Annotated in this window: 20 protein-coding genes and 2 pseudogenes; 17 read left to right on the top strand and 5 right to left on the bottom strand. The window is 55.2% G+C overall.

Features of this window, described 5'->3' with window-relative positions; genetic code table 11:
- Positions 1-445: 445 nt before the first annotated feature.
- Genes ACN0V1_RS20130 through ACN0V1_RS20145 form a run of 4 tightly spaced genes read left to right on the top strand, consistent with a single transcriptional unit; the run spans position 446 to position 5,356 of the window.
- Positions 446-1,111, top strand: coding sequence for a hypothetical protein (locus ACN0V1_RS20130; protein ID WP_417546693.1), 666 nt, complete (start codon positions 446-448; stop codon positions 1,109-1,111).
- Entirely contained in the window at positions 1,108-3,054 is a 1,947-nt protein-coding gene (locus ACN0V1_RS20135) for a hypothetical protein (RefSeq protein ID WP_417546694.1), read from the top strand. Before ACN0V1_RS20130 ends, ACN0V1_RS20135 begins: the two co-directional genes overlap by 4 nt.
- An 11-nt stretch (positions 3,055-3,065) precedes the next feature.
- Complete coding sequence (locus ACN0V1_RS20140; protein ID WP_417546695.1) at positions 3,066-4,010, top strand: AAA family ATPase; 945 nt, start codon at positions 3,066-3,068, stop codon at positions 4,008-4,010.
- On the top strand, positions 4,010-5,356 hold the full coding sequence (locus ACN0V1_RS20145; RefSeq protein WP_417546696.1) for a hypothetical protein: 1,347 nt from the start codon (positions 4,010-4,012) through the stop codon (positions 5,354-5,356). The genes ACN0V1_RS20140 and ACN0V1_RS20145 overlap by 1 nt, the downstream gene beginning before the upstream one ends.
- A gap of 117 nt (positions 5,357-5,473) precedes the next feature.
- On the opposite strand, the gene ACN0V1_RS20150 is transcribed toward ACN0V1_RS20145, so the two are convergent.
- Complete coding sequence (locus tag ACN0V1_RS20150; protein ID WP_121404376.1) at positions 5,474-5,698, bottom strand: BPSL0761 family protein; 225 nt, start codon at positions 5,696-5,698, stop codon at positions 5,474-5,476.
- A 37-nt stretch (positions 5,699-5,735) separates the two neighbouring features.
- Positions 5,736-6,722 carry a DNA-binding protein gene (locus ACN0V1_RS20155; protein ID WP_417546697.1) on the bottom strand — a complete coding sequence of 329 codons (987 nt, stop codon included), beginning with the start codon at positions 6,720-6,722 and terminating at the stop codon, positions 5,736-5,738.
- 179 nt (positions 6,723-6,901) lie between these two features.
- Between ACN0V1_RS20155 and ACN0V1_RS20160 the strand changes: the two genes are divergently transcribed.
- The gene (locus ACN0V1_RS20160; RefSeq protein ID WP_121404371.1) at positions 6,902-7,861 is read left to right on the top strand and encodes a site-specific integrase; all 960 of its coding nucleotides are present in this window, start codon (positions 6,902-6,904) and stop codon (positions 7,859-7,861) included.
- A gap of 202 nt (positions 7,862-8,063) precedes the next feature.
- On the opposite strand, the gene ACN0V1_RS20165 is transcribed toward ACN0V1_RS20160, so the two are convergent.
- The 3 genes from ACN0V1_RS20165 to ACN0V1_RS20175 all read right to left on the bottom strand — a co-directional run bounded on the left by ACN0V1_RS20165 (position 8,064) and on the right by ACN0V1_RS20175 (position 10,269).
- Positions 8,064-8,528: a hypothetical protein gene (locus tag ACN0V1_RS20165; protein WP_417546698.1), complete on the bottom strand. Its 465-nt coding sequence runs from the start codon at positions 8,526-8,528 to the stop codon at positions 8,064-8,066.
- Positions 8,485-9,177, bottom strand: a complete 693-nt coding sequence (locus ACN0V1_RS20170) for a hypothetical protein (protein ID WP_023205312.1) — start codon at positions 9,175-9,177, stop codon at positions 8,485-8,487. The genes ACN0V1_RS20165 and ACN0V1_RS20170 overlap by 44 nt, the downstream gene beginning before the upstream one ends.
- Positions 9,178-9,357: 180 nt before the next feature.
- The gene (locus ACN0V1_RS20175; protein ID WP_000545589.1) at positions 9,358-10,269 is read right to left on the bottom strand and encodes a mechanosensitive ion channel family protein; all 912 of its coding nucleotides are present in this window, start codon (positions 10,267-10,269) and stop codon (positions 9,358-9,360) included.
- Positions 10,270-10,551: 282 nt separating this feature from the next.
- Here ACN0V1_RS20175 and ACN0V1_RS20180 point away from each other — a divergent pair, with 282 nt between their 5' ends.
- The 12 genes and pseudogenes from ACN0V1_RS20180 to yfdX1 all read left to right on the top strand — a co-directional run bounded on the left by ACN0V1_RS20180 (position 10,552) and on the right by yfdX1 (position 20,770).
- Positions 10,552-10,833 (top strand): helix-turn-helix domain-containing protein, encoded by a 282-nt coding sequence (locus ACN0V1_RS20180; RefSeq protein ID WP_240441489.1) that lies wholly within the window; start codon positions 10,552-10,554, stop codon positions 10,831-10,833.
- Between the two features lie 274 nt (positions 10,834-11,107).
- Positions 11,108-11,365 (top strand): BPSL0761 family protein, encoded by a 258-nt coding sequence (locus ACN0V1_RS20185; protein ID WP_121404346.1) that lies wholly within the window; start codon positions 11,108-11,110, stop codon positions 11,363-11,365.
- Positions 11,366-11,375: 10 nt separating this feature from the next.
- On the top strand, positions 11,376-11,804 hold the full coding sequence (locus ACN0V1_RS20190) for a peptide-methionine (S)-S-oxide reductase (RefSeq protein ID WP_417546699.1): 429 nt from the start codon (positions 11,376-11,378) through the stop codon (positions 11,802-11,804).
- Between the two features lie 41 nt (positions 11,805-11,845).
- A complete protein-coding gene (locus ACN0V1_RS20195) occupies positions 11,846-12,019 on the top strand; it encodes a hypothetical protein (protein ID WP_162962398.1) in 174 nt (57 codons plus the stop codon).
- Between the two features lie 140 nt (positions 12,020-12,159).
- Positions 12,160-12,423 (top strand): hypothetical protein, encoded by a 264-nt coding sequence (locus ACN0V1_RS20200; protein WP_417546700.1) that lies wholly within the window; start codon positions 12,160-12,162, stop codon positions 12,421-12,423.
- 223 nt (positions 12,424-12,646) lie between these two features.
- A pseudogene (locus tag ACN0V1_RS20205) lies at positions 12,647-12,919 on the top strand (helix-turn-helix domain-containing protein); the annotation flags it as partial.
- A 44-nt stretch (positions 12,920-12,963) separates the two neighbouring features.
- On the top strand, positions 12,964-13,533 hold the full coding sequence (locus ACN0V1_RS20210) for an Hsp20/alpha crystallin family protein (RefSeq protein WP_023657737.1): 570 nt from the start codon (positions 12,964-12,966) through the stop codon (positions 13,531-13,533).
- Positions 13,534-13,627: 94 nt separating this feature from the next.
- Positions 13,628-16,489 (top strand): heat shock survival AAA family ATPase ClpK, encoded by a 2,862-nt coding sequence (gene clpK, locus ACN0V1_RS20215; protein WP_417546701.1) that lies wholly within the window; start codon positions 13,628-13,630, stop codon positions 16,487-16,489.
- A 16-nt stretch (positions 16,490-16,505) separates the two neighbouring features.
- On the top strand, positions 16,506-17,936 hold the full coding sequence (cls, locus tag ACN0V1_RS20220; protein ID WP_395764774.1) for a cardiolipin synthase: 1,431 nt from the start codon (positions 16,506-16,508) through the stop codon (positions 17,934-17,936).
- 27 nt (positions 17,937-17,963) lie between these two features.
- A pseudogene (locus ACN0V1_RS20225) lies at positions 17,964-19,244 on the top strand (ATP-dependent metallopeptidase FtsH/Yme1/Tma family protein); the annotation flags it as partial.
- A 130-nt stretch (positions 19,245-19,374) separates the two neighbouring features.
- On the top strand, positions 19,375-19,833 hold the full coding sequence (hsp20-GI, locus tag ACN0V1_RS20230; RefSeq protein WP_053461217.1) for a small heat shock protein sHSP20-GI: 459 nt from the start codon (positions 19,375-19,377) through the stop codon (positions 19,831-19,833).
- A 22-nt stretch (positions 19,834-19,855) separates the two neighbouring features.
- Positions 19,856-20,770: a heat resistance protein YfdX1 gene (gene yfdX1, locus ACN0V1_RS20235; RefSeq protein WP_329033458.1), complete on the top strand. Its 915-nt coding sequence runs from the start codon at positions 19,856-19,858 to the stop codon at positions 20,768-20,770.
- Positions 20,771-20,798: the final 28 nt, after the last annotated feature.

Below are 20,798 nucleotides of genomic sequence, written 5' to 3' on the forward strand. Positions count from 1 at the left end.
GCCCCTTGAGCGATTGCGCGTTGAGTTCTTCGATGCTGCTCATGTTCAACTTCCTGGCAGAATTGTGGCGAGTATAAGCATCCCGCGGCAGCGAGCGCGTGCTGATCGTGGCTAAACGAATACCAGAGAGGGAATAGCGATCTGAACTAACATTTCTAAATTTCCAACACTGGACCGCGCAGCAAAATCAATGAGTTATAGTCGCTACATTAAGTAAATCTAGAATATTTAGCATCTTCTCATACAGCGTTTCAGTCAGTAAAGCCTCCTCAAGAAAAAAATGAACTACAGATTCCAATTGGGATAATTTCCCAAAAGGTATTGGAATAAAGTCTAGATATTTCGAATCATTATATAAGGCCATCCTTATTATTGCTAATGTGAAACCAGAGAGGTTTTGCAGGCGATTCGTTTAATCGAAATGGCCTTATGGGGCTGTCTAGATATGGGTAAGCAAAGCAAGGTGCATGCGTTCACGAAGCGCGGAAAAGTGTTCGGGAACGTATGGCGGGTATATAGCGCAAAATGCGATCAAGATTTTTCGCTTAGTAGCGATCGGGAATTAGCGCATTGGATCCTGTTTTTAGAGTTCAATCCCGACGTAATCCGTTTCGACCTGAATCCACAATCGCGTAGTCAATCACCGGAGCCTGGTGCGAAGAGAACCATTCTCGATGCTGAGGTGATAGTGCGGGGTGGGGCAATAGAGTGGCATGAGATAAAGGAGGGAAGCTTCGACAAAGACGCGGAATCGACACCACAAATAGAACTTCAGCGCGAACTTGCAAAAGCAGCTGGCGTAAAATATCGAGTTTTTAATGATGATGACTTTGCGCCTAAAGCAAGCAGCATCATGCCGCTACTAAAGGTGGCGGCCTGCTTGGCAGCAGGCAGGCACTTTTTTATCCCTCCAGCAATTAATCTGGATGTTGCAGATTATTTTATAGGCCATGCTTCAGGCACGCTCGGCGAATATCTAAGACACTTGAATAACCACTCCCAAGATGCGCTTCTATACCTGTTTTGTCAGCATTACTCTTTAGGCAAGATAGCAGTCGAATTTGAAAGCGCATTTTTCGCAAAAAACACCAAGTGGACATTGGTGTCATGAAGTCTTCAATAACCTGGGAATCTTTGAATCGCTGTGGGTATGGGCGGGTAGACGAAGCCTGCCTTAAAGAACTAGATAAAAATATTTTTTTGCTCAGAAGGGAAGCGGTAAAGCTAAAACTGGAGGGGCAAGCCCTTAAGGAAATTGAAACCTACACAGGACTGAAGCCGCAAGAAGTGTGTCGACTAGTTCGTAGATTTACGACACTTGATGACTTTGGTGTGTACCATGGAGAGGCTGCCCTACTACCGAACAAACGAATTAAACAATACACCAGAACAAATATAGAGCAAAGCAAGCGTAGCGAGCAGCAAGGAAGTCTCAGCGGTATATTGGGCCTCACTATTGCAAAACATCCTGATGCGTTCCGTAAATTTGTAAAACGTGTTCTCCAACAGGGGACGACAGCATTCCGTGGATTAAAATACAAGAAAAGCTATTACTATGCTGAGTTCCTTAACCTTTTAAGAGAGGACGGTGTTACAGATGCAGAGTGGCCTTTTTCGGTGCAGGGCGCCGGGAAAAGAACAATTCTAAAGCTAATAGATTCGATCCTGAATCAGGATTTCGAAAAAGCAGTCTTTGCTATTGCAGATGTAGGAGGTAAAGCTCACCTACAGGTTGGCAACGGAATGCAACCATTGATAGTTGCCAGTGCACCTTTTGATGTGGTTGAAATAGATGCGTATAAAATTGATGGCTTTTTCTCTCTTGCGGTACGCCCTGAGCCTAACCTAACTACCACAACTGTCATTAATCGATTTTGGTTAATTGCCGCAGTTGAAAGCAGATCTGAGGCAGCACTTGCTTATCGGCTTGTCTTTAGCAGTGAGGTGCGAGCGCAAGACATACTTGATTTGATATGTGACGCATCAGTTGGAGGATGGGAACCAATCAGTGAGCTGGACGTACCTGGCCTGGAATACCCTAAAGGGGCTGGGATGCCTTGCTACTTAATCGAAGAGTCGAGGGGGGCGCTGTGGGGTTGTTTGTACTTAGATAATGCAATGGCGCATCATGCCGCGCTCGTTTCTAGTAATGCCAGAAATATCCTCGGGTTCTCTATAAATTACGGTCAGCTTGGAAGACCTGAGCGTCGTTCTCAAATTGAAGGCCTGTTTCGACAAGCAAGCCAAAGATTCTTGCACCTTATACCCTCAAGCACAGGAAGTAATCCATGGAATGGCAGATCAGAGGCACCGATAGAGAACGCTGAAAAATATCAAATCAATATCGACGAGGCCTCGCAGGTTGTTGATGTATTTATGGCTTCATACAACATTACCCCTCGCAGGGGGCGGAACTATTCTTTGAGTCCTGTTGAGGTGATGAGGCAGTTCTTTCGGGAAAACGGGCTTATCTTTCCACGACTGCAGAACAGGATGCAATCCGTTAGTGAACTGTCAAGCCATGTCAAGCAATGCACCGTTCGTGGAGGCATTAATAAGGGAATACGGCCTTATATTCAACTCGACAAAGCCCATTACACGAGCGCCGAATTAGCGAACCGGCCTTCGCTCATTGGGGAGCGTCTGCGAGTGAAAATCGACCCGAAAGACTATAGAGCGGTCGACGCGTACTACATCTCCGGTGAGTTTTTCGGAACACTTCACGTTCAAGGTATATGGCGTCATTCCAAGCACAGTGTTACAACCAGAAAGCTCATTAATAGAGCTATAGAAAAGCGGGTGCTTGAGTGCTCAATGATTGACGATGTTATTGTGAAGTATCGTGAGCATCTAATTTCATCAAAAAACCGAAGCACTAATTTAGAGTTGCAGCGACTATTTGATGAGCAGTTCGAGCCGGAAGGCAATGTGGAAAAAGAAACTCCCGTAATTCCCACACCAGTCGAGAAAGTGAAAGTCCAGTCTGTCACGAGCATGATTGGTTTTGATCTGAAACCTGGTCAGTTGATTCCGGGGCATGAGGACGATTATTGATAGGGCAACCTATGTTCGATCTCGATCATCCGGTAATTGAAACGCAATTTTTAATTGCCTCAAACGAAATTTCACGAATTAGTTCAATCGTCAAAGATCGTGTGTTCATGCGAAAAACGGGAGTTATATTTTACGGCCCAGCTCGACTCGGAAAGTCTCAATGCTGCAAGGCGCTGAAGGGTTATCTAATGGCGGCCTTTCCTAAGCTATATGTAAATTCGGTAACCGTTATTAACCGCGAGGGATTAAATTGCTCGAACATTATCCGTCAGCTTGCTGATATTGAAAACTGTCCTATAAAATCTCGCGAAACAAGGCTTTCGATTTTCAAAAAACTTACAGATAGGATCGTTCTTCGGGTTCGAGAAAACGACTGCAATCAATATGTATGCTTGATAGACGAGTTTCAGCGCTTGAGAAGTGCAGATCTATATCAGCTAGCCGACCTGTACAACTCTCTTGACAATGTCGGCATCAAGATGACTGTTGTTTCATTTGCTATGCCAGAAGTGATCCAGTTGCGCGACGAGCTGTATGCAAACGAACAGAGGCAAATAATTGCCAGGTTCATGAGTGAGTTCATCATATTCAAGGGCTGTTCCAGTGTTGATGATCTGACGATAATTTTGAAAGGGTATGACTCTATTACCGAGTATCCGCCGGGTTCTGGGATTACTTTTACACAAGCCTTTGCCCCCATGGCATTTTCGAGTGGGTTTCGGCTGGAAAAATATGCAAAGCCAATTTGGCTTGCATTGACTGGCTGTGCGATCGGAAGCTACAGAAACAACCTGCCTATGGAGCATGTTTTGTTTTCGATCAAATATATTCTCATGTGGTGCTCTTCTCACGATCGTGATGGTTTGATTCTAACGGATACACAGATAATGGCCGGGGTTGAATCTAGTTCATTACAAGATTTCTGTACTTACAGTGGCAAGTCCAGGGTGGTGTGATGCGGCTGTCGTTTTTTAAAACCGGCCCCTATCCGTTTGAATCTGTAGGGGGGATGGTTTCAAATTTAGCAATATTTAATTCGCTTACCGAGATTGAGTCTTTGGAGCTTTTAGGATTTAACTCTGCGAAGGTTGACTCGTGCTTTTATGTGCGCCCTCGCTCGGAACTAGGTCTTCCAGCATGTAAGCCGAGTGGGTTAGAAGATCATTTTCCTTCGAGCTATTATCCGTCTAATGAGCATCACCGGTACTGTGCTGAGTGCGCGCCGCTTGGATATCACTCAGCTTTTACATTTGTGCTGCAAGTAGATCGCTGCTTATTGCACGGTTCGCCTTTGAAAAAAATGTGCGATTCCTGCTCTAGGCTGCACTTAAATGATACTCCCCATCCATCCATTGGGCACCGCTGCTCCGACTGTGGATACCATATTCCAACATCTCTAGATCAACTGCCATACAGAGGTGATAATGCACTTCGAGCAATGATGCAGGAGGCTGGGGTCGCCCAGAAAAAATGGTTTGGGGCAATCATGGCCAAGCAGGAGGAAGGCTATCCTTTTAACAAAATAGTCCGATTAAAGTGTTACGAGGATGACGAAGACTTAACCCGGGCTGTAATGCAGCTTTTAAATGTGGAAAATCCATTTTTTTCCACCCATCGCGGTGTTACATCATCATCGATTGAGCTTCATCACTGGAGGGCAGATGAGTGTTCCCCTTATGACGTTGATGAGCTTGCGCTCAGAAAATTTGAGACACACCTACACAGGATATGCGCTGAAATAGAAAAGACATATTTAATCGGTCACGAGTCGTGTTTGAGAAGGGTTGAGAAGTCTTTTGATTATCAAGCCGATGACAGCTACATATGCCCACTATGTCCGCTAGCCGTTGCTTACAGTTATTTTCGGCTTAGACTCAGATTTCGTCACGGGGATAATTTAAGCGAAGAGCCAATTGGGGTGCTTGGGTTTGCTCATATTAAACGGCTCGCAATGGTCCACCCGTGGCTAGTCAGTGTTGATGATGGGTTCTACCAAACGCTATTTCTCAAGATTTTGGGTGAAATAAAACTTCTGATTGATTCTGAGTCCAGTGCCGCAATTCGAATTGGCGCTGGTGGTGGAATCCTTATGGATATGATTGAGAACTTCTCAACGACTCGCGGTATGGGTGTTGAATTTGTGCGTAACTTTGATCCTAGGGATTCAGAGTGCGGGGCGAGACAAATTTATCAATATGTTATTGAGTCAGAACGATTCTTGGTGAGAAAGGCCAAATTTAGTTACCATATAGTTCTTTGCAATAACGTGAACTTGAGCCATCACGCCCACATTCTCGTTTAAACGGTAGCGACAAGTAGCGAGCTTGAGAGCCGTGTAGCTAGTATCTCATACGATTGAATAGGGCCTTCCGGCCTGGTTCGTATGCAGTACCGTCGATGGCATGGTGACGTCAGCTCTTCAGCGCTCCATCTTCGAGCTGAAGACAGCCTGGGAAAGTACGCCGCCTGGAGATTGCTCTTCATTCAGGCCGGCCTGCAGTACTTCATGCTTGCTCGGGTAGTGGCGCAGCAGTTGGCGGGCTTCATCACGAATGGATTCTGGCAGAGCAGTGTCCTGTGAGAGCCTAGTGAGAAAATCCTTAGTCAGCACCACTGAGCGGGTGCGTTCGTAGGGTAGTGTCATATCAACCTCCACTCAGCTTCTGATCTAGTGTGGGGGATCAGGAGTTGTTTGTGATACCGCTGGTCTGCTCAACCAATTTCAATTGCGCGATAGCTTCTGCTAGGCGGGCATTCAAACTCTGTGCTTCCTGTGCCTGATCCAGGGTGAGTTCACCAAGTCGGGTCACTTCCTCTTGCAAGCTATGGCAGCGTTCCTCCAGGGCTGCATTCGTGCGCTCAGTACCGGCCAATGTGCTCTCGGCCACCTTCAGGGCTTTAGTGCTCTGAGCGAGAAGCTGTTGCTGCGCATGCTGATCTTTCTGTTGCTGTCGCGCCTCGGCAAGCAGGCGCGCATTGTCGCGATTTAGATGGGTTAGCTCATCCTGTTTGACTATCAACGTTTGTTGCAGCTGCCGCAGTTCTAGCTGCAGTTGTTGTGCCTGAGACTCGTGCCGGCGCTGTTCCTGCTCGCGCTGCTCTTTGTTGGCTTGGCGATAGTGCTCTAGTGCGTCTCGGGCATGCTGATGCTTGTCCTCGAGCGATCGTATCTGGGCATCACGATCTTGTACTCGCCTTTCCAGGTCTAGGTTGGCCTGGGCCAGGCGTGCGAGCTCAACTTCATTCTCCTGCCGTAGGTGTTGCTCGGACGAGAGAGCTTGCTGGGTAGCTTTGAGTTGGTCTGAAAGCTCTTTGCATTGATCTTCCAACTGAAGCGAACGTGCTTCTGCCTGCTGAGTTAGCGCCTGGTAGCGGATCCGCTCTTGCCCTAACTGTTCGCGCTCTTTGGCTACAGAAGCCTGTGCATCTGCCTTGAGCTGGTCGGAAAGCTGCCCTACCAGGTTGGCCAATTGTTCATTGAGGGGGAGGGGAGCGCCGTCCCGGCCGGAGCTTTCTTCGAGCTCTTTGAGATACCGGTGAATGGTGGTCTTCGAACCAGTATTTCCAAGCTCAACCCGTATCGCGTCGATGCTTGGGTTGCCGCCTCGAGCCAAGATCGCCTGGTAGGCCTTTTGAACCAGTGCCTTATTGATGCCGCCGCGGGCCATGGTTTGCTCCTACGATTTCGTAGTGGTTTACGTACCACGTAATTACATACTGATTATTGAAAAATTTAAATGAGAATTTTGGCCTATTGTCAGATATAATAATCACGAATTATCCAAGGTGAGGCGTCTTTTTCGTCGTTTGGTAGTCGCTCACCGGTACACCAAGGGGATATGTCCAGATGAGCCAGGACATCGAGCGGTACCTGCAGGCCGGAACCCGCGCCAACACTCGGCGCAGCTACCAGCAAGCGCTCGAGCACTTTGAGGTGACCTGGGGGGGCTTTCTACCGGCGACCAGCGATGCCATTGTGCGTTATCTGGTCGACTACGCCGCCACACTGTCCAGCAATACCCTGAAGCTGCGCTTGGCAGCTCTGGCGCAGTGGCACATCAGCCAGGGCTTTCCGGATCCGACCAAAACCCCGCTGGTTCGCCAGGTATTAAAGGGCATCCGTACCCTACATCCACGTCAGGAGAAGCAGGCTGAGCCGCTGCAACTGCGCCAGCTCGAGCAATGCGTGCAGTGGTTGGCTCAGACTGAGGCAAGGGCGCGAGCTGAGGACGACTGGCCGAGGGTGCTGCGCTGTTGCCGTGATCGCGCGCTAATCCTGATCGGCTTCTGGAGGGCATTTCGCAGTGATGAGTTATGCCGCTTGAAGGTCGAACACATCCAGGTGCGAGCCGGGGAGGGCATGCAGCTATTTCTGCCTTGGAGCAAAGGCGATCGGGACAGCCAAGGCCAGACCTATAGCGCGCCGGCGTTGGCCAAGCTGTGTCCGGTTCAGGCCTACGTCGACTGGATCAGCCTCGCCGGTATAGCACGCGGACCTGTATTCCGAGGCATCGACCGCTGGGGGCACTTCGGTGAGCAAGGCTTGCACCCGAATAGTGTAGTTCCACTCTTGCGCGCCGTACTGCAGTCAGCTGGATTGCCTGCTGAGTTTTACAGCAGTCACTCGCTGCGTCGCGGTTTTGCCACTTGGGCTACCCGCAGCGGCTGGGATCTCAAAGCGCTGATGCAGTATGTAGGCTGGAGTGATGGTCAATCCGCATTACGCTATGTCGAGAGTACGGGGGTATTCCCAGGGCAGCTGAGTGCGCTACAGCTCATCCCCAGCCGGCAGGAGGGACTTCCATAGCCGCACCTCCGCTCCGCCGATCTGCGCCTAGCTTCGTGGAGGGAACACCAGTTCGTCATGTGCGGTGCAAATGAGTCGATGATCCAGCACATGAAAAATCGCAAGATTCTTAGCATCCTGGACACCCACAAAGAAGAGGTAGCTGCGGGATGACTGCTTACCTTTCTTAGCTTTCATGTTCTCTTGTCGGGCTATTTCTAGCTCATTCTTTAGTCGCCCGCGAGCAACTGCAGACCATCCGTGCCAGTGGACGACTACTTGGTAAGGAGTAGGTAGCTCCCGAGGCCGTTTTGAAGTCATAGCCTGCGACCTTCATGTTGCTATCAAAGACTCGAACAAGCTCGGAAAGCCGCTCTATCTGCCACCCACCAGTGCCGTTAAGCCGGGCAGGTGTAACAACCTGAACCGCCTCGATTTGAGCCTTTTTCACGAGCTCCCTCAACATCGACTCGAGCTCCTCCTCGGTGGGTATGAGCAGCATGGTTCTCCATGTTGCTCCGTTCTCACCTTTGTTCACCGTCACGCAGAACCAAGGTCGATGCTGCTCAAGCTCGACGAAGCGCCACATCTGATAGTGGTCTCCAAATATCGGCGCAAGCGGGATTTCGGCATGCTGGGCAAGATCAATCTTTCGAATCTCCTTTCTTCTGTTTATTGTTGGCTGCATTTGCGTCTGGCTTGGACTTTGAGTGCTCGATGTCGTCCAGCCGCTCGATCTTGCGTGAGTTCGCCATGATCGTTTCTGCAGCCGACCGAAGCGCTTCAGGGTCGTTGTCGCTGCTGATGTCCGAACGCATCGCAATCGTGACTTCAGCTACGGCATGCATCACCTGTTCTGCGTCATTGCCGTTCAACTGGCCATCCTCAAGTCCATCAACAAGCAGATCAAGAACGCGTCGGAACGCTTCGACAACTGGCGCGCTGCCGACAACGGCAAGCTTGTGGCTGATGACCCTGAGTTCATCAATGAGCGCAAAATCATGACGTTCACGCTCCACGATTTCAGCAACCTTTTCGATGACGCGCATATATGTGTCATGCTTTTGTTGAAAAAGAAGAACTTGCCCTTCTTTTCTTAACTCAAGCTCAGTCTGGCGATTGAGGAGCACAGCTGTCAGATAGATAGTGGCAGCTGCACCCAGGAACACTAGGATCATCTCTTGGGCAAAAGGAACGTTTTCACCAACAAAGTATAAGCCGCGGTAGGCTGCGTAACCTACGCCCACTAAAACAATGGAAATTACCAGGTAGGCGACGTCCCTGCCGCGAAAGCTCGTCTTTACCGGTGGCTTCATGGGTTGGCCTTTCTTAATCATGGCTGTCGTTGCCTAGCGAACGGGTGTCAGGGGCAGGTTCGGTCTCCTTTTCGGGCCGCAAGAGAATAGGGGTTGGTCCAGAGCCAAATACATTGAACCCATCCCGCAGACAGCGCTCGAAAATCGTTTCATCCCAGTTCGAGAAATCTCTTTCCACTTCATATGTATATTTTGGCCGTGTCATTGGGCACCAGCCGGAGCTTCGATCCGAAAGGCAGGGGCTTTTCCATCCTTGTCCTGGCCGGCATAAAGCGTCAGATGCGGATAAGGGATTTCGATGCCAAGTTCGTCGAAGCGCTGTTTTATCCTGTGCAGATATTCGCGCCGGATTGACCATTGCTCACCTGGCAAGACCTTGAGGCGAAGACGCAGGATAACCGAAGAGTCACCCAACGTTTCGACCCCAAAGACCTCTGGCTCGGCTAATATTCTCGTTGACCAGGTTGTTTCCGAAGCTAGCTCACGGGCGACACTCTCCATAACGTTCAATGCCTCCTGAAGGTTTTCGCGATAGGCGACACCGACATCGATTACGGCCATCGAATAGTCCGTTGTCTTATTTGTCAGATTGGTGATGGCTCCGTTGGGCACATAGACCACGTCACCATTGAGTTGACGCAGGCGCACATAGCGCAACGTCATCTCTTCGACTTGGCCTGCCACACCGCCAATATCCACGATATCCCCGATGCGGAGTTGCCCTTCCAGCAACAAGACCAAACCCGAAAAATAGTCTTTTATCAGGCTCTGCGCAGCAAACCCCACTGCGATGCCGCTTACCCCCGCAGTCGTCAGGATCGGTGCCACAGAAATGCCAAGGATTGAGAGGGAAATGGTCACGGCCAAGGCCCACACGACCAGCCGACTGACGAAACGGATCAGACGAAGAGATGTTTCAATGCGTTTGACCTCATCTGCAGATCTCTTGGAAGTGCGGGTTCTTTTGCTGATGCGTGTGATGGCCCGCGAAAGCACTGCGGACACGAGCCACGCCACGGTCATGACGAGCACAATCTGTGCAACTGTTTGGGAAACGGAAATAAGGCCGGATAGGAGCTCTGCCTGTGTGACCTGCAAATTCAAAAAATGCATTTATATGCACTCCCTATTATTCTGGGGTAAGCGGATTAAATGGTTGATCTTACCTTTGCATGAGAGTGAGACAGACCGGCATCTCATCGGATTATCTGGTTGATGCTTGGCGGCGGCAAAAACTGAGTGCAACACCTGACCTTTCCGGTACGGTGCTGCCCCCATGTCTTATACCGAACTCTGTAGGTGGTGAACATCGAAGGATCTCATTATTTAAGCTATATACAGCATAGCTCATTCGAATCCAAAAAGGCTTCATCGTTCCTTTTGCGAGGGTGCAAAGTGGAACTGAATGAAGCACTGGGTTTGGTGATTAAGGACATTCGACAGAGGAGGGCGCTTTCCCAAGAAAACCTGGGGGCAAGCCAGAGCTACATCAGCACTATCGAGCGCGGTAAATGGAATCCTACCATCGGCAAAATCGAGCAGATCGCAGTCATTCTCGATGTCGAGCCGGCGACGCTTCTCGTGCTTGCGCGCCTGAAGCAGGCGCCCGTATCTGAACCCGATACAATCATGAAGCTGATCCAGACAGAGGTTGCCGAGCTAGCAAAGCCCGCATGACAGTCTCAGCTTTTAGCTGATCGCCCTAGTGGTCTGTCTGTATGCGAACTGGATAGCTGAAGCTATAGGCCAGGGGGCGCGGGGAGGGTGGGTGGCCTCTGAGAGGCCACCATAACCAAGTTTCGTCATCGATACGTTCGGTCGAGAGAGGAAGCTCTTGGGCAGCGATGGCAACATACCACACTCTTGTGCTCGCCCGGATCACCATTTGGATTACAGGCCAGCTAGCCCCTAGTTTAAGCAAGCATTGACACCTAAGAGATGGAGCGTTGCCTTGACTCTGCCTTATGAGCGCACACGCAGCCTGATTCAGACTGCTGACTTCTTGCGTCAGCTATCCCGAAGCCAGGATATTTCTGACCCCCTTCGTAATGAAGCCAAACGGCTGCTCCGACACTACCCGGATGCAGACCTCATACTCGGCCTGGGGAAATTTGAAGAGATTCTGGCGGCGACAGCACCGGAAGATCCTAAACGGGAAGTAGTGATCCAACTGCATTCGGTCATATTGAGTTCAAGCATGAAAGGCTGACGAAAAAATCTTGCGACTTCGAAAATTCGACCCAACCACTCTAAACAGACAAGGCGCAGATACTGGAACCCAATATCGATCCGCCATATTTTATAATAACGACGAACAGCTAGAAATCGCGAAAAACGCAATACTAGAAACCGAAAAAAAAGGCACCTGGAAAAGCCCAGTGGTAACCACCCTAGAGAGGTTAGCTGAATTTTTCGAGGCTGAGGATTATCACCAAGACTTCTTCACAAAGAATCCAAGCAACAGATACTGCCAGATATCAATCTCACCAAAGCTCGCAAAACTGGAAAAAATAATCAAACATGTGGCACCACTAGTACCACAGGTAGCTATCTCCCTTACCTGTGGGCCGTTGCGCTGCATCTGTCGCCATCTGCCTGGTTCGGGCGATTCTGTTAACCAGCTACTAGGCGGTCTTGCTTTGACGTAACATCACATCACGTTACTGACCCAAGCCAGGTGCCCAAGCCTATGAAAACTAGCAATCGCGTTGTGATCGAGGTTGATCCTGCCCAAAAGCAGCAGATCTACGCCGCACTCAAGGCACGTGGGTTGATCATGCGCGAGTGGTTTCTGCAGCAGGTGAGCCAGGAACTTTCCATTCCCAAGCCCACCACCCCCTCCAGTCAGTCGAGCAACGATTAAGTAATTCTCAGGGAGTCGAGCAGATGCTCAAGACAGTCAAGCTGCGATGGAGGCACCGGGTTCAGAACACTCCTGAATGACCTGGGCCTTAAAAGATTTGCTGTAGGTACGGCGCTGAGGGGGCATGGAAAATCCGCTTGATGGGCCATGGCCTTCGGCGGCGGTGTCGGGAAGGTGTGTTGGCAGGACGGATACTGTTGAACTACGTTGTCTGGGGCAACGGAAGTGTTTCGGCCCGACTCTGGAACGCGATCCGCAGCGACGACTGGGCAATTCCGCACGTTGGCCTGAGCAGCCTCGGGGAAATCGTCGGCTGGGCGCGCCCAGACGAGTTTCCGCCAAGGAACATGCAGACGAGCAAGGGGCTGCGGGCACTCGGCTACAACATGAGGATCGGTGTTTGATCGAGGCGCCTGTGGCACACGCAGGCTGACGAGCCATGCGCTGTCCATGGCCTGATCAGGCCGCCCCGCTGCGCCTTGCCTGAGCAGTTGACCTGCATCAATGGGGCGGGAGATCGCTGTACATTGACTCTTGAAGTTTGTCCTGGTAAGCGCAATACCTTGCAAAGTCTTGCAAGAACTTCCTCAGGCGAGGCCGCGTGACGACGGAACTTGTGGGGGTGGTATGACAGCGCGCCAGCAGGCGATCTTCACACTCGACGAGTTGGCTGCCTACTTGAAAGTCGGCAAGCGGACGCTTTACCGGCTCGCCTCGCACGGGGAGATTCCGGTCTTCAAGGTCGGCGGGACGTGGCGGTTTCGTCAAAGTGAAATCGAACGATGGATCAATGATCAGATCCAAGCAGGCAGAAAGAAGGAGGTGATACGCACAGATGAGCAGCCAAAGTCAGCGGAACACTCCGTGTCGTCTGGGCGCGCTGTCCGTCGCCGCAGGCAAACGGAGCGAGCGAGAGTCTTCAATTTTTCTTCTGGAGGTATGACATGGACATTGATTTCAAGAAGTTGGCTCCCTGGAACTGGTTCAAGAAGGAGCAGGAAGAACAACAGAGCACTGCCTCGCTGCCCGTGCAGCGCAATGACCTGCCGGTGGCGGGTGGGCCCGTCAGTCCCATCCTGCAATTGCACCGCGAGATCGACCGCCTCTTCGACGACACGTTTCGAGGCTTCGGTTTCCCGGCGCTGGCCATGCCACGCTGGCCGTCGGACTGGCCGGGCCTGCTGAAGCCGGCGCTGGACATCCAGGAGACCGACAAGCAGTACAAGATCGCCCTGGAAGTGCCCGGCGTCGAGGAAAAAGACATCCAGATCACGCTCGACAACGACGTGCTGCTGGTGCGCGGTGAAAAGCGTCAGGAGCAGGAAACGAAAGACGGCGGTTTCCACCGGGTGGAGCGCTGCTACGGCAGCTTTCAGCGCGCTCTGAACCTGCCGACCGATGCCAACCAAGACACGATCAAGGCCGCTTTCAAGAACGGCGTACTCACGATCACGATGGAAAAGCGCGAGGCCAGTGCTCCCAAGCAGGGCCGCTCGATCCCGATCAACGGCTGACGCCGATCGGCTCGTCCTCCGAAAAAACCAGGTGAAGGTCGAGGCGCCGTGATCGGTGGCGCCTCGTCAAATCAATCTTTACAGGAGCATCAGCATGACCAGAAAACAATGCCAAGTCTGCGGCCAGTCCGCCACGGTGCGGGTGGAAGCCAATCTCAATGGTCGCCACAGCACCATGCTGTTGTGTGACGATCACTATCGCCAACTGGCGCGCCAGCAAAAGCGCACCGTCTCGCCGCTGGAGGCTCTGTTTGGCTCGCGCAGCGGTTTGTTCGAAGACTTCCTCGGCAGCGACTTCTTCCGCATCGGTGACGATGCACCGTCCGTGGCGGCTGATGCCGACGAAGTGGTCGATGCGTCTTTCGGCGAATCCGCTCCCGCAACGGCGGGCACGGCGCGCCGCCGCGGCAGTGGGCTGGCCAGCCGTATCAGCGAACAGTCCGAGGCCCTATTGCAGGAGGCCGCCCGACACGCTGCAGAGTTCGGGCGCGCCGAAGTCGATACCGAACACCTGCTGCTGGCGCTATCCGACAGCGACGTGGTCAAGACCATCCTGGGGCAGTTCAAGATCAAGGTCGATGACCTCAAGCGCCAGATCGAATCCGAAGCCAAGCGCGGCGATAAGCCGTTCGAGGGCGAGATCGGCGTGTCGCCCCGGGTCAAGGACGCGCTCAGCCGTGCTTTCGTGGCCTCCAACGAACTCGGCCACTCTTATGTCGGGCCGGAGCATTTCCTGATCGGGCTCGCCGAGGAAGGCGAAGGTTTGGCGGCCAACCTGCTGCGCCGTTACGGCCTCACGCCGCAAGCGCTGCGCCAGCAGGTAAGCAAGGTGGTCGGCAAAGGGGCCGAGGATGGCCGCGCCGAGACGCCGACCAACACGCCGGAACTCGACAAGTATTCGCGCGACCTCACCCAAATGGCGCGCGAGGGCAAACTCGATCCAGTCATCGGCCGTGCGCAGGAGATCGAGACCACCATCGAGGTGCTGGCCCGGCGCAAGAAAAACAACCCGGTGTTGATTGGTGAGCCCGGCGTCGGCAAGACCGCCATCGTCGAAGGACTGGCGCAGCGCATGGTCGCCGGTGAAGTGCCCGAGACGCTGCGCGACAAGCGTCTGGTCGAACTCAACATCAACGCCATGGTGGCCGGCGCCAAGTACCGCGGCGAGTTCGAGGAGCGCGTGCAGAAGGTGCTCAAGGAAGTGACCGAGCACCAGGGCGAGATGATTCTCTTCATCGACGAGGTGCACACCATCGTCGGTGCCGGCCAGGGTGGCGGCGAAGGCGGGCTGGACGTGGCCAACGTGTTCAAGCCGATGATGGCGCGCGGCGAACTGAACCTGATCGGCGCCACCACGCTCAACGAGTATCAGAAGTACATCGAGAAGGACGCCGCGCTGGAGCGTCGCTTCCAGCCGGTGATGGTGCCCGAGCCGACGGTAGCGCAGACCATGATGATCCTGCGCGGCCTGCGCGACACCTTCGAGGCGCACCACAAGGTCAGCATCACCGAGGATGCGATCATCGCCGCCGCCGAGTTGTCGGACCGCTACATCACCGCGCGCTTTTTGCCTGACAAGGCCATCGACCTGCTTGACCAGGCGGCCGCACGCGTGAAGCTGTCGGCCACGGCTCGCCCAGTGGCGGTGCAGGAGCTGGAGTCCGAACTGCACCAGTTGCGGCGTGAGCAGGACTATATGGCCTCGCGCAAGCAGTACGACAAGGCCGCCGAGCTGGGCAAGCGCATCGAGGCAAAAGAGGCCGAACTCAAGAAGCTTATCGAAGAATGGGAACGCGAGCGCGCCTCGGGCAGCGCCGAAGTCAAGGCCGAGCATGTCGCGCAGATCGTCTCGCGCCTGACCGGCATTCCGGTCAACGAGCTGACGGTGGAAGAACGCGAGAAGCTGCTGCATCTGGAGCAGCGGCTGCACGAGCGCCTGGTGGGCCAGGACGAAGCGGTGCGCGCGGTGGCCGATGCCGTGCGGTTGTCGCGCGCGGGCCTGCGCGAAGGCGACAAGCCGGTGGCGACTTTCCTGTTCCTTGGGCCGACCGGCGTGGGCAAGACCGAGCTCGCCAAGGCGCTGGCCGAGTCCATCTATGGCGATGAAGGTGCGCTGCTGCGCATCGACATGTCCGAGTACGGGGAACGCCATGCCGTGGCACGCCTGGTGGGCGCGCCTCCGGGTTATGTGGGCTATGACGAGGGCGGCCAGCTCACCGAGAAGGTGCGTCGCAAGCCCTACAGCGTGTTGCTGCTCGATGAGATCGAAAAAGCGCACCCCGACGTCTACAACATCCTGCTGCAGGTGTTCGACGACGGGCGGCTCACCGACGGCAAGGGCCGGGTGGTGGATTTCACCAATACCATCATCATCGCCACCTCGAACCTGGGCTCGGACATCATCCAGCGTCGGCTGAAGGCCGGTGGCGCCGCCGGCGAGGAATACGAGAAGACCAAGTCCGAGGTGATGGACGTGCTGCGCGGACACTTCCGCCCCGAGTTCATCAACCGCATCGACGAGATCATCGTCTTCCATGCGCTGGGCAAGGAGGAGATCCGCCATATCGTCGGCCTGCAGCTTGATCGTGTGGCCCGCAACGCCGCCAGCCAGGGCGTGACGCTGACCTTCGATCAGACCTTGATCGACCACTTCGCGGAGGAAGGCTACAAGCCCGAGTTCGGCGCGCGTGAGCTCAAGCGGCTGATCCGCAGCGAGCTGGAAACCGCGCTGGCGCGCGAGATGCTGGGTGGCGGTATCGGCAAGGGTGATCACGCCAACGCCCGCTGGGACGACAAGGCCGAACGGGTGGTCTTCGAGCGCCAGGAGCCACCCGCGAAGTCGGCTGAGCCTGAAAAGCCCGATGCCGCGGACGTGGCCGAGGCACCGCCTGGCGACGCGAGCAAGCCTGCGCGCAAGCCTGCGCGCAAGAAGAAGTCAGCGGACGGCGAATCTTGAGCGATGGGAGGCTGTCGTGTCCGACCCCAATGGGCTGACATGGGCAGCCACCCTCGTGTCGCTGGCGGTCGCTATCCCCACAGCGGGGCATGCGGTCATCTACAAGCGTGACCCTCGATCGGCCACGCTGTGGGTACTGCTGATCGCCTTGCTGCCGCTGGGCGGTTCGCTGCTGTATGGGCTGTTCGGCATCAACCGTTACCAGCGGCGGGCGCGGCGGCTCTTCCCGGGGGCAGATCCTGCTGTTCGGCAGGATCTCTCGCCCACGATACCCGAGGCTGTATCGCCGCCACTTGCCGGTCTGGCCCACCTGGTGGGACGCGCCACCGGCCAGTCGCTGACCGGCGGCAACCGCATCGAGCCGCTTGTCGATGGCGAGCAGGCCTACCCGGCCATGCTCGCCGCCATCGAATCGGCGCGGTACAGCGTCGCCTTGACCTCGTACATCTTCGACAGCCAAGGCATCGGGGCGCAGTTCGTCGATGCGCTGCGCCGGGCTCATGAGCGCGGCGTGCAAGTGCGGGTGCTGATCGACGACGTCTCTGCCCGCTGGACGCACCGCAGCGCCTACCGCGCCTTGCAACGCGCCGGCGTTCCGGCGGCGACGTTCAACCCGACGTTGATTCCCGCGCGCCTGCATGCCGCGCATCTGCGCAATCACCGCAAGCTGCTGGTGATCGATGGCGAGACAGGTTTCACCGGTGGCATGAACATCTGCAGCACGTATTGGCGGCCCGATGCGCCGGACCAGGCCTGTCACGATTTGCACTTTCGTCTGCGCGGGCCGGTGGTGGAGCATCTGATGCGGAGCTTCACCGATGATTGGTGCGATACCACGGGCGAGCGGCTCAGCAAGGGTTTCTGGGGCGAACCGCCCGTAACGGCTGATGAGCCGGGAACCAGTTGGGCGCGCGGCATCGAGGCCGGTCCCGACGAAGCCCTGGACCGGATGCGCTGGACCTTCATGGGCGCTTTGAGCGCGGCGAAGCATTCGGTGCGCATCTGGACACCTTACTTCGTCCCCGATCAGCCGATGATCGCGGCGCTGAGCACGGCCGCGTTGCGCGGCGTGCGTATCGACGTGCTGACGCCCGCAAACGGCGACCATCCCACGGTGCAATGGGCCGCGCGCGCCCACTACTGGCAGGTGCTGGAGCACGGTGTGCGCATCTTCGAACGGCCTGGCCCGTTCGACCACAGCAAGCTGATGCTGGTAGACGGAGCGTGGTGCTGCCTGGGTTCGGCCAATTGGGATGCGCGCAGTTTGCGCCTCAACTTCGAGTTCAATGTGGAGGTGTACGACACCGCGTTGTCTACGCGGCTGGAATCTCTTTTTGATGCCGCTCGTGATGCGTCGGGCGAGATATCGGCGAAGGCGTTGCGCGCCCGCCCGCTGGCCATCCGCTTGCGCGACGGGGTGGCCCGTCTGTTCACCCCCATTCTCTAGCGACACGACTTGCTAGGAACATTGCCCATGGAAAAGAAAGATCAATGGAACATTGGCTACTGGATCGTCGCCGTCCTGTTGCTGCTGACGCTGCAGAACTACTGGCAGGCGGCCAAGACCGTCGAGCCCGTACCCTACAGCGAATTCGAGAAAGCGTTGGCCGAGGGGCGCGTCGCCGATGTGGTGGTGGCGGACCGCACGGTGACCGGGCGCCTGAAATCGCCGGACAGCCGGGGCAAGACCACCATCGTGGCCACCCGTGTCGAACCCGACCTGGCCGAGCGGCTGTCCAAGTACGACGTGCCCTATGCGCGGGTGGTGGAAAATACCTGGCTGCGTGATGTGCTCTCCTGGATTCTGCCGGCGGTGGTCTTCTTCGGCGTCTGGTTCTTCCTGTTCCGCCGCTTCGCCGAGAAGCAGGGCATGGGCGGCTTTCTCAGCATCGGCAAGAGCCGCGCCAAGGTATTCATGGAGAAGAACACCGGCGTGACCTTTGCCGATGTCGCGGGTGTGGATGAAGCCAAGGCGGAGTTGGTTGAGATCGTCGATTTCCTCAAGAATCCGCAGGAGTATGGACGGCTCGGGGCGCGCATTCCCAAGGGCGTGTTGCTGGTGGGCCCACCGGGCACCGGCAAGACATTGCTGGCCAAGGCTGTTGCCGGCGAGGCGGCGGTGCCCTTCTTCTCCATCTCCGGATCAGAGTTTGTCGAGATGTTCGTCGGCGTGGGTGCGGCGCGCGTGCGCGACCTGTTCGAGCAGGCGCGCGGGCAGGCGCCGGCGATCATCTTCATTGATGAGCTGGATGCTTTGGGCCGCGCACGCGGTGTCGGAGGACCGACCGGCGGACACGACGAGCGTGAGCAGACGCTGAACCAGTTGCTCACCGAAATGGATGGCTTCGACAGCTCGGTCGGGCTGATCATCCTCGCCGCCACCAACCGCCCCGAAATCCTCGATCAGGCCTTGCTTCGTGCCGGTCGCTTCGACCGTCAGGTGCTGGTGGACCGTCCCGACAAGAAAGGTCGCCTGGATATCCTGAAGGTCCATGTCAAGAAGATCACCCTGGCCCACGGTGTAGATCTGGAACAGGTGGCGGCGTTGACCACCGGCTTTTCCGGCGCTGATCTGGCCAATCTCGTGAACGAAACAGCGTTGAACGCGACGCAGCGCAAGGCGCAGGCTGTGGAGCTACAAGACTTCACCGCCGCAATCGAGCGCATCGTGGCCGGCCTGGAAAGGAAGAACCGTGTGCTCAATCCGAAGGAGCGGGAAACCGTGGCCTATCACGAGATAGGGCATGCGCTATTGCTTCATGGACTATTCTTGCTCATGGCCTGTTCTTGATAGAAACGAAAAGTAATAGGCGCTATTCAGAGTGAGCCGGCGGCTCTGTTCGGTGCGTCATCCAATTCACCGGCATTGTTCAAGGAGAACCGATATGTCTGCATTGACTCCGTGGGACCCCTTCCGGGAACTGGATGAATTGCAAGACCGCCTGGCGACGATGTTGGGACGGACACCCCAGCGACAGGGCGCCCGTACCAGCAACGAAGCCATGACCACGGCGGACTGGGCGCCAATGGTGGACATCAGCGAGGATGAGAACGCATTCATCCTCAAACTGGATCTGCCGGAGGTCCCCAAGGATGCCGTGCGCGTCAGCGCGGAAAACGGTGTGCTCACCATCAGCGGCGAGCGCAAACTGGAGAAAGAGGAGCAGGGCAAGAAGTTCCACCGCATCGAACGTGCGTATGGCCGCTTTGTGCGCAGCTTTGTCTTGCCTGACAACGTTGATCCGACCAAGGTGACGGCTTCGATGAAAGACGGCGCGCTGGAAGTGCGGCTTGTCAAGGCCGAGCAAGCCAAACCGAAACAGATTGAAATCTCAGTCAACTAACTTTAATCAAGAGCCCAAGATCATGAATATCAAACAGCCAAAATACATCTTCTCCGCACTTGCCCTGGCGGTCGTCGTCGGACTGAGCGGACCGGCTCTGGCCCAATCAGCGGCAGGTTCTAGCCCAGGTGCTGCAGCACCCTCTGCCGCATCCAAGGCGGCGCAGCCACAGGTAGATGACAAGGTCGCCCGGGAAGCCGCGAAAAAGCGCGCCGAACTCGCCCAAGATGCAATCACTGCGCTGGCCAAGACCCATGAGGCATTGATCCTCCTTGATGCAAAGAAGACCAAGGAGGCGCTCGCTGCGCTGGAACTGGCCAGCGGAAAGCTGGAACTGGTATTGGCGCGTGAGCCAAAACTTGCTTTGGCGCCCGTCGATGTAAGCGTCATCACCCATGACATCCACGCCGACGTGGAATCGGTCAAGAAAGCGGTCAAGTTGTCTCGGGAGTTGTTGGATGATGGCGAGGTGCAAAAGGCACGGCCCATCGTCGCCAATCTTGCCAGCGAAATCGTGATCGAAACCGACAACCTGCCGATGGCAACGTACCCGGCAGCGATCAAGTCGGCCGCACGGCTCATCGACAGCGGCAAGATCGACGACGCCAAGGCGGAACTCGCCCGAGCACTGAACACGCTGGTGGTGACCTCGGTCGCCTTTCCTCTGCCCGTGCTACGGGCCGAAGCCGCGATGGCAAAAGCGGAAAAGCTGGCCGAGACCGACAAGCGCGATGCCAAACAGAGCGAGGAGCTCAGCGCCCTGCTGGCCTACGTGCGCACGGAAATCGAGCTGGCGCAGATCCTGGGTTATGGCAAGAAGGCGGATTTCGAACCCATCTTCGATCAGGTGAAGTCCATTGAGCAAAAGTCGGCTGGTGGCAAAAGCGGCAAGGGATGGTTCGACGAGTTGAAGACGCGCCTCCAAAAGCTGTTTTGAGGTGATGAAGGGGCCGACTGTTCGGTCG

This window comes from Marinobacter sp., assembly GCF_048266785.1.
Taxonomy (GTDB): domain Bacteria; phylum Pseudomonadota; class Gammaproteobacteria; order Pseudomonadales; family Oleiphilaceae; genus Marinobacter.

What these genes read in the sequence shown, in the direction of transcription:
- ACN0V1_RS20130 (WP_417546693.1), top strand. Translation starts at nt 446, where the DNA reads ATGGGTAAGCAAAGCAAGGTGCATGCGTTCACGAAGCGCGGAAAAGTG.
- ACN0V1_RS20135 (WP_417546694.1), top strand. Translation starts at nt 1,108, where the DNA reads ATGAAGTCTTCAATAACCTGGGAATCTTTGAATCGCTGTGGGTATGGG.
- ACN0V1_RS20140 (WP_417546695.1), top strand. Translation starts at nt 3,066, where the DNA reads ATGTTCGATCTCGATCATCCGGTAATTGAAACGCAATTTTTAATTGCC.
- ACN0V1_RS20145 (WP_417546696.1), top strand. Translation starts at nt 4,010, where the DNA reads ATGCGGCTGTCGTTTTTTAAAACCGGCCCCTATCCGTTTGAATCTGTA.
- ACN0V1_RS20150 (WP_121404376.1), bottom strand. Translation starts at nt 5,698, where the DNA reads ATGACACTACCCTACGAACGCACCCGCTCAGTGGTGCTGACTAAGGAT.
- ACN0V1_RS20155 (WP_417546697.1), bottom strand. Translation starts at nt 6,722, where the DNA reads ATGGCCCGCGGCGGCATCAATAAGGCACTGGTTCAAAAGGCCTACCAG.
- ACN0V1_RS20160 (WP_121404371.1), top strand. Translation starts at nt 6,902, where the DNA reads ATGAGCCAGGACATCGAGCGGTACCTGCAGGCCGGAACCCGCGCCAAC.
- ACN0V1_RS20165 (WP_417546698.1), bottom strand. Translation starts at nt 8,528, where the DNA reads ATGCAGCCAACAATAAACAGAAGAAAGGAGATTCGAAAGATTGATCTT.
- ACN0V1_RS20170 (WP_023205312.1), bottom strand. Translation starts at nt 9,177, where the DNA reads ATGATTAAGAAAGGCCAACCCATGAAGCCACCGGTAAAGACGAGCTTT.
- ACN0V1_RS20175 (WP_000545589.1), bottom strand. Translation starts at nt 10,269, where the DNA reads ATGCATTTTTTGAATTTGCAGGTCACACAGGCAGAGCTCCTATCCGGC.
- ACN0V1_RS20195 (WP_162962398.1), top strand. Translation starts at nt 11,846, where the DNA reads ATGAAAACTAGCAATCGCGTTGTGATCGAGGTTGATCCTGCCCAAAAG.
- ACN0V1_RS20200 (WP_417546700.1), top strand. Translation starts at nt 12,160, where the DNA reads ATGGGCCATGGCCTTCGGCGGCGGTGTCGGGAAGGTGTGTTGGCAGGA.
- ACN0V1_RS20210 (WP_023657737.1), top strand. Translation starts at nt 12,964, where the DNA reads ATGGACATTGATTTCAAGAAGTTGGCTCCCTGGAACTGGTTCAAGAAG.
- clpK (WP_417546701.1), top strand. Translation starts at nt 13,628, where the DNA reads ATGACCAGAAAACAATGCCAAGTCTGCGGCCAGTCCGCCACGGTGCGG.
- hsp20-GI (WP_053461217.1), top strand. Translation starts at nt 19,375, where the DNA reads ATGTCTGCATTGACTCCGTGGGACCCCTTCCGGGAACTGGATGAATTG.
- yfdX1 (WP_329033458.1), top strand. Translation starts at nt 19,856, where the DNA reads ATGAATATCAAACAGCCAAAATACATCTTCTCCGCACTTGCCCTGGCG.